This is a genomic window from Thauera linaloolentis 47Lol = DSM 12138 (assembly GCF_000310205.1).
Lineage (GTDB): Bacteria > Pseudomonadota > Gammaproteobacteria > Burkholderiales > Rhodocyclaceae > Thauera > Thauera linaloolentis.
In genome coordinates, this window is the sequence record NZ_AMXE01000118.1 from 1 (window position 1) to 7,945 (window position 7,945).

Annotated in this window: 5 protein-coding genes and 1 pseudogene; all 6 read right to left on the reverse strand. The window is 59.0% G+C overall.

Annotated features, from left to right (window positions below):
* Nucleotides 1–204: 204 nt before the first annotated feature.
* A pseudogene (locus C666_RS21020) lies at nucleotides 205–399 on the reverse strand (transposase); the annotation flags it as partial.
* A 152-nt stretch (nucleotides 400–551) separates the two neighbouring features.
* Complete coding sequence (locus tag C666_RS17795) at nucleotides 552–1,514, reverse strand: PD-(D/E)XK motif protein (protein ID WP_004346310.1); 963 nt, start codon at nucleotides 1,512–1,514, stop codon at nucleotides 552–554.
* Complete coding sequence (locus tag C666_RS17800) at nucleotides 1,514–3,769, reverse strand: Z1 domain-containing protein (RefSeq protein ID WP_028792451.1); 2,256 nt, start codon at nucleotides 3,767–3,769, stop codon at nucleotides 1,514–1,516. Before C666_RS17800 ends, C666_RS17795 begins: the two co-directional genes overlap by 1 nt.
* Complete coding sequence (locus C666_RS17805) at nucleotides 3,744–5,339, reverse strand: ATP-binding protein (RefSeq protein ID WP_004346313.1); 1,596 nt, start codon at nucleotides 5,337–5,339, stop codon at nucleotides 3,744–3,746. The genes C666_RS17800 and C666_RS17805 overlap by 26 nt, the downstream gene beginning before the upstream one ends.
* A 23-nt stretch (nucleotides 5,340–5,362) precedes the next feature.
* On the reverse strand, nucleotides 5,363–6,718 hold the full coding sequence (locus tag C666_RS17810) for a DNA cytosine methyltransferase (RefSeq protein WP_004346316.1): 1,356 nt from the start codon (nucleotides 6,716–6,718) through the stop codon (nucleotides 5,363–5,365).
* A 494-nt stretch (nucleotides 6,719–7,212) separates the two neighbouring features.
* Nucleotides 7,213–7,945, reverse strand: a 733-nt coding sequence (locus C666_RS17815) for a transposase (RefSeq protein ID WP_004346318.1), incomplete at its 5' end; no start/stop codon positions are given.

Here is a 7,945-nt window from a genome sequence, read left to right on the forward strand (position 1 = left end):
CATCGATGTCGCCCATGGTGTGATCCTCGATGTGGAGCCCACGCCGGCCCACCGGACGGCGGAGGTGGAATCCAGCCGTGCACCCTTGCGCTCGATCGTCAGCCGACCGGACGCAGCCGCTGGCGCCTCCAGCATCTCGGGCGCGTCCAAACCGTCGGTATCAGCAAGGATGATCGGCACGAACGCAGCGGCGCCCAACAGACCTTCGTGGTAGGCCTTGCGCCACGCGAAGATCTGGTTGGCGTTGATGTCGTGCAGGCGCGCAAGCCGCGATACGGAGGCGCCCGGCTGCAGGGACTGCTCGACGACGGCGCGCTTGAACTCGATCGAGTGGCGGCGGTACGGCCCGCGCGGGCCGCGACGCGGATGTTGGTCCAAATTTGTGTCCATGAAATCCATTGTGGGCACAAGGTTGGGTGCCCCCTCCGAGGGGGGATCGTCAGCGACGGCTACGCTCAAGGGAAGACGGCATTGGGCGGACGCTTACTCTTAAGGTGCCGTAGCGTCGATTACAAACTGCGGCAGTCGGCGCATGCGGCCAATGTCGGCACTCAAAACAACGCCTTGAGCGCCGCTACGCCATTCGAGCTGAGTGAGGACTGGACTGATGACAAGTCCGACTTAAACCTGACCGATGAAATACGGTTGTCAGAGATGGTGGGTAGGCTTGGGACATCCTCCATGCGGAACAACATCAACTGCTTTGCCGCCAGTTCGACGTCGAACCTTCGGTCGAGTGCTTCCGAGAAATCGGAGCCCAGTGATTGCACCAAGAGCGCCCACAGCTTCGCTTGCAAAGAGACGTCGTCGTTCAGGCTCACTTCGACCTTCTTCGCCAGGTCGAGTACCCCTTCACCGGCGTTCGCCGCCTTGAGCATCAACGAGACCACATAGCCAGAACCGCCACTCGGCGGCTGCAGTTGATCCAGGGAAAATTCGTGAACGCGGAAAGTCCCGACCGTAGATTTGACTTCGAGCCGCCCTTGTCCCCACGAAAAGTCAAAGGCCTCAGCGTTGTCGTTGTGCCAACGCTCCACAGCTAGGGGCACGTTGCCGCTCGTGGCAATGCAGAACAGTTCGGCCCATATGCCGGATATCTCACGCCCCGCGGGACGAGCCAGCGCACGGAACAGGCTGAGCAGTCGGTTCACGCGTGCCTCAATCTCCGGCGTCTGAGTTGAGGCGGGGAGGTCTGCGATTGCTGCCCTTACACATCGGATGAAAAGTTCGTGCAGTTCTGGCTCGTTGCCCTCGAATCTGATGAGCGCAAACTTGCCAACGACTTCAGCTTCGTCGACATTGAGACGGCATAGCATGCAGAACGCGGCGCTTAGGTGTCGATGCTGTACTACTGGCCGATAAACCGGTTCGCCTTCATCGGCGACAAGAAAGACGGGCGCACCATTCTGGTCCTTGCCCAAGTAGTCCTGCCGAACGCCTGGCAACTGAATTGCGTTGAACGAGTTAGGACTCGTCGCCGGCTCGAGTTGGGTGAAGTCTGCGAGGATGTGCACTATCCGCGCTCCTCGATGATGAGCGGCTGTCTTAGGTTTTTCGGTACGTGCAAAGCGAACCACGGCACTTCTGTAATGTCCGCTCGACTGCTATCGCGCTTGGCGGAGCCCACCGAAAGTTCCCGAACATGAAGTGTGATGCGCTTGGGGGAGAAGTGGCTCTTGTCGTTCACCGACCCAGCTGTATTGCTGAAGTACTGGTTGATAGGTGCCCGCGAGTCAGCCTCCGGGAATCCACGTCCAGCCACGCGTGACCGGTAGGTCTTCGGCATAAAGAACACATCGGCAACGAGGCTAGGGTCCTTCGCAAGCATCGACGCCAACGCAATCAGCATAGCGCTGTGCTCCTCGGCGTCCACAAGGTCTTTCACCTCCACCTTGAGCAAAAGGTCTTGCAGTATCGCCTTTAGCGGCACGCCTTCAACAACAGGCACGGGCGACGTTACGCCAGCCTTGACGAACTGGGGCAAGTCCGATGCGGATATTACCGGGCCATATGCCCGCTTCCATCCGTCAGTGACGGTCTCGAATGTGCTGCGGTTCGCCTTGACAGCGGGAAGGTCGCAGTGAAGTGCGCCAGGCACCATCCATCCATTCACCGGTATACGGCGGATGTCCAAGCCCACGACGTTGGGACGTGTGGGGCTCAGTAAGTCAGTCAGGATGAAATCTCTGCGCCACTCCGAAAGAGGCTTCCCTCGGTGGGAACTGAGCGCACCTCGGATGAACTCTTCGTGCTCGACATAGTCGCGGAACGCGTCTTTGACATCGCTCTGCACATAGACTCGACAAAGGCCGAGGTAGCCCTTCTTGTAGCCGAAGAAGCGAGCGCGCTGCTGAAGATTGTCTGCGGCAGCCGAGGTGCCGAGCGGGCGAGGCATGTAAGTAACGCAGAGACCCTCGACGGTATACCCACGGTCAAGCTTCGCCGCACCCACGAGTACCCAGTACTTGGTCTCCTTCCACTTAACCTTCTTCTCAGCCTGCTGGGTCCCGTTGATTTCGACCACCCGGAAATCGTCGAAGACCTCGTCGACCATCGCTTCAATGAGGGCAGGAAGAGGGAGGATGTTCGGGAACGTCGCCTTCAACGCAGCATACTCGTCGGCGAACAGCTTGGCGGCAGCTGGCGGGTCCGTCTTTTGAAGGCGTTTGACTGCAGCAAACGTTGTTCGCTGGGCCGTCTCTACCCAGTTCTTGTACATCGTGTGCGAAGTCGTCAAGACAGCCGGATGCACCATCATTGTCCGGTTCCGGTCCTTGCCTACCGTTCGCGTCAACTGATGATGAGCGGCAGCAAGGAGAAACGTTCTGAAGGCTTGAAGGAGTGTCTTTGGTGCGCCTGTTAGCCGAACAGTGGCCGACGGTACTTGAGCTGTCGGGATGACCTTGACCAGATCAGTGTTCTGTTTGAAGAACGCCTTGCCTCCTGTGTACGCATCGCCCGGCGTCACAAGCTCAGAGAACTCTGGGTTCAGCAGGTCGGCTTGCGCCAGCAGTAAATTTGCCTGGGGCGTTGCCGTGTACTGAAGGTACGAGTGATGCGGTAGCGCGTTGCGAACCTGCAAGATGGATGAATAGGTCTGGCTGGCGGTGTTCGTCCCCGCCCGTGACCGGCGCACAGCTGCGGCGTGTGTGTTTAGGCCGGCCTGGTCGCTCTCGTCGTCGATGACCAGAGCGGGAACTTCAGCGAGCGGTAACTTTTGGAGCAGGGCGGCAAGGTTCGCCAGATGCCCGCTGTGTTTCAGGACGGTAATCAGGACTGCCCGCTTGCGAGTCGGGTTGCCTCGCCACGAGGCCAACCGGTCACCGAGATGGCCCTTCCTTGCTATGGTCGGGTTGTTCTCGTGAAACCATCCACCGTCTCCGTCGTCGATGCCAAGGTCCTTGATCAATCGATCCTCGGACTGGTCGAGAAGGATGTTCTTCGTACCGGCGAGTAGTATGACCAGCCCATAGCCGTTGTCACGCGCTAAGGCGATGACCGTCTCGAACGACATCGTTTTGCCGCTCTGTACGTAGCCGACCACCAGGCCGGTGCGTTTCCCAGGAGGATTTGCTGGCGGATGGCACCTGCCCAGGATGCGCTGGGCGATGAGCAGAACTGAATCTTCGCCCTCGGTGAGTTCCTTGTAGCTTGGCCCGTTGGGGTCCTGAGACTTCAGTCTCAGGAACGCTGTGGTGAACTCCTTCTCCTTCGGATACCAAAGAAGCTTCGGTCTGACGCCCTCAAGCACGGTCACTGATGTTGCCATAGGTGTTCACCGGCGCGCTGGCGAGCGCACCTCTAAGTAAATAGTTGAGATGATGGAGAACGCTGTCGGGGCTCTCGCCGGTCATGTCCTGTGACAGGAGCAGCGAAACGCAGACAGCCGTTGCCATCTTTAGCAGCAACTCCACGTTTTCGTTGTTCGCGCCGAGGTACTCGGAAGAGAACGGGTGGGCCAACGACAACTCGATTTCGACGTTCCGGACGTTGTCACCGCCATCGACGTGCTCGTGCTTGCTGATGGACAGCCACCGCTCGCGAGCCGGGTCCACTGACGTGCGAATGGTGACGACCCACTGCCAGTCACCGTCATTAATGGTCACCTGCTTCTCTGACGCCTGCAACTGGTCCGCAGGCAAATGGTCTGGGATTGCGGTTGGCTCACTCGGCGAACTTTTGGCCGCTTCGATGAGTGGTGCAACCTCGTTCTGGAAGTGCTTGGCAACAGCGTTCGTTGCAACTTGTGCGCGCTCGGCGATGCTTTTGCGAGTTGGCAGGGCGCGGTAGTTCTCCGCCTGCGAAATCAGGTCCAGGGGTTCGGCCTCGATAGCCTCCTTCAGGTGCTCAAGGAAGATGTCTTCGTACTCTTCCCAACGGAAGCCGTCCTTAGTGTGGCTGACGGCGAAACCTTCTATGTGGAGTTCGCCGAACAGACGCTGATACGTGAAGCTGTTGGCCTTCTTGAAGATAAACGGCGGCCGGTACGTCTCGTCGCAGCTTCCTTCAATCAAGCGGCCACGCCTGAATAGCGAGAAGCCTGCCGACGTCGTCGAGCCGACCTCTCGCAGCGCTGCAAAGCCTGTCACCCGCTGGCCGCCGCCAAAATCGAAATCGATGTTTTTGGTCCAGTTGACCGGCGTTCTCTCGGTCTGCGAAGGCACCCCGGGCGCGGTGTAGGGCACAGAAGACAACACCATCGGCGCCTCGTACTTGAGAACATCGCCGTTGAACTTCAACTCGAGCGTCCCATTGGCGATGAAGACGCGATAGATGCTAGCCAGGTGCTCGCGAATCTTCGCGACTGTTCGAGTTGCCGGCGGATGATGAAGGCCAAGGAGCTTGACCACGGTGTAATGGTGCTCTGCCCGCGCCGGGCGGCTACCGGGCGTAAGCGTCTCGACGCGGTCATCGACAATCTTCTGTACATCGAACGCAATGCTGCGCTCCACGAGTTCGTTGAGCGCCTTGGTCCGGACCGACCAGTTCTCGCAGAACCAACAAGCCGCGCTTTTCATGCCCATGCCGAACTCAGAGAGTCCGGAGCGGTCGGCTGGAACCTGCGCGGCCCGGAACGCACGAGGAAAGTCCGCCGCAGAGATGCCGGCAGCGTTGTCTGTTACTACTATTTCACCGCCAGCCGCCGTACTCAGGTCTATCGTGACCTTCAGGTGAAAGTCAGGGGCCTCGACTGCATGCAGGGCATCCTTGTGGGTAAGGTAGCTCTGAAGCGAGTTGTCGACAAACTCCGCGATGGCGAACCACGGCTTGTAGTTCAGGTGTCTTAGCACCCCGAGCATGGTTACCTCGGGGCGAATCTCTATCTTCTCGTTCTCCAATCGAGCCCCTCCCTGTGGTCGGTTTAGGCCGCTGCAAGTTGTCTTGCTGTAGATGCTGCCTTCGCAAATCCTGGTAATGATTTCAACAGGGCGGCCGCTACTTTCTCGACCACGTCGGCATTAACGGCGTTACCGAGAGCGGCGAAGGCCTGAGACGGCTTGTCGGGGAGACGCTTGAGCGACTCCATGCTCTGGAGGCGTGCGCACTCTAGCGGAGTCATGTACCGCTTCTCCCAGGCGATGATTGGCACTTGCGTATCCGTCATTGCGATAAGGCTCGGAGCGGTATTGCGGCGCTTCACCCGAACACCAGAAGCTCGGAACTGAATCACGTACTGCCAGAGATCCTGGTGTCCGCCTTGGATGTTCCACTCGAACTTTTGCAGGCTCGAAGGGAACCTCAGAATCTTCTGACGCCAAGGGGTAATCCACTCGCGGTTTGCCGCATAGAACTCGCGGTTCTGGCGGATGAAGTTCTGCTTCCACTTCGGGAAGACAAACTGCTCGGTGCGTGCATGGCTTGGGAGTGCGTTCCACCGCTCCTCCAGCGTGGCCTTGTGCCCGAGTTTGACGCCATGACTCCCGCAGAAGCCAAGCAACCCCTCTGCACCAAGCCGAAGCTTGCGGGCGAAGGGCGTCTCGGTTTCGTATGGATATGTCGCGCCCCATTCCATAGACCATAGGGGGAACGAAGGGAGGTTCAAGCCCTTGGGGCAGGCCTGGAGGAACTCGCTCCAGACGTCGAGGCACTCCTGAACTTGCTTCGACAGCCTCTTGGCATCAGGAGGGTTCTCGTCGAGGACAGTCTCGATGGACGTCTCCTCGTTGGATCGCTCTGGCCAAACAAACGAGTCCAGCGGCTTTAAAGAGCCAACGATGTAGACCCGCTCACGAATTTGTGGAACGCCGAAGTTGTGCGGCGAGTACTTCTGAGCATCGATGTGATACCCAAGTCCGTCGAGGCCGAGCATCTTCTGAATCTTCTTCCAGGTCTCGCCCTCATCGTGCTTGAGCAGGTTTGGCACGTTCTCAAGGATGAAAAAGGATGGCTTTCGTGCTGCCAGAATTTTCTCGACATCAAAGAAAAGGCCACCTTGTTTGGTGCACTCGAAGCCGAGTTGCTCGCCAGCCTTGGAGAACGGCTGGCAGGGGAAGCCTGCTGTTAGTACGTCATGCTCAGGGACCTCGGCTAGGTGGCCCTTGGTGATGGCCGTGATGTCCCCTGCCGGGCGGATGCCGTGGTTGACTTCATACAGGTCTTGGAGGTGTTCCTGCCACTCGGCGGCGAAGACGCACTCTCCACCCAGCCGCTTCAGCGCGATGTGGAAGCCGCCGAGTCCTGCGAACAGGTCGATGAACCTAAAGGTCGTCTTGCTCATTCTTCTTGTTGCCCGCTCGGCCACCCGAGTTGCCCAGATAGCCCCAGCTTGGCGTACTCTACGCAGGCAAGACAAGGCTTTGCGGCGATCAGTGGGAGGTATGTCCGTAGAGGGCTCAACCACCTTGGCCGCAAGCCCTCTCATGTCGGTTTTTTTCGACCGATTGCCGTATTAAACCCCAAAAGCTGGATTTTGGTACAGCATTTTAGAGTAGTGCAGGGGGCGCCGCCGCACCGGCAACAGAAGGGCCTCTCAAAGACCGCGAGTCGCCGATGCCGAAAGCTTCAAGGCTGGTCGGGTTCTATACGGAGAAGACAACACCTGACTGCAGAGCAGACCTTGCCGAAGGGCAGCTCCTGGCAACAGCGGGCGGTTGTCGGGTAACGGCTGAATGGCCGCAATCGCTGGATGCTGTTGAAAACCCCGCTTTCCGAGCTGCCGCCGTCCGCCCCCAGGGCGTTTTTTCGGGGTAAGCCCCCGATTTCTGGGTTATTTCACCCAATTTCCTGTGCTGTGGACGCAATTTGCCCGCCAAAGGGCCGCGGAGGACTGGCTAGCTTGGCCAGCCGACGCAGATTCTGGACTGCAGCCGCCAAGGTGAATTCATCCCGGGCGCCGTTCAGACCCCGTAGTCGCAGGCGGTCGAGTCTGAGAATGCACTTGAGATGGGCAAAGAGCATCTCGACTTTTTTCCGCTCACACCGGGATTGCTGGTATTGGACAGTCTTTCGGATGCACCGAGCCATTTCCCGGGCATCCTCATGGATGCTACGGGCGATTTTCCGCATGGGGGTATTCGGGCAGCACTTGGCCTTCATTGGGCAAGCTGTGCAGTCACGTTGGCTGGCGCGATAGACAACGGTATCGGCCTGGGTAATATGGCTCCGCGGCTTCTTGAAGGGGCGCCAGTTGTGCTTGAGCGCCTTGCCGGCCGGGCAGCGGTATTCCTTCTTCCCTGCGTCCCACAAGAAATCGCTGCAGGGGAAAGTGTCGTCCCGACGCTCACTCTTGTCCCAGACCGGCACAGAGGGCTCGATTCCTTTCTCCTCGACCATCCAGCCCAACATCGGCGCCGTGCCATAAGCGGTATCGCCGATGAGTCGGTGCGGGGTGAGGTCGAAGCGTTCCTCGACCCGCTCCACCATGGTCTTGGTGGATTCCACCTCCGCCGTCCGGTGGGCCGGCGTGGGCTCCACATCGAGGATCACACCATGGGCGACATCGATG

Excerpts from the sequence above, each read along its gene's own strand:
- C666_RS17800 (WP_028792451.1), bottom strand. The coding sequence starts at position 3,769 with ATGGCAACATCAGTGACCGTGCTTGAGGGCGTCAGACCGAAGCTTCTT.
- C666_RS17810 (WP_004346316.1), bottom strand. The coding sequence starts at position 6,718 with ATGAGCAAGACGACCTTTAGGTTCATCGACCTGTTCGCAGGACTCGGC.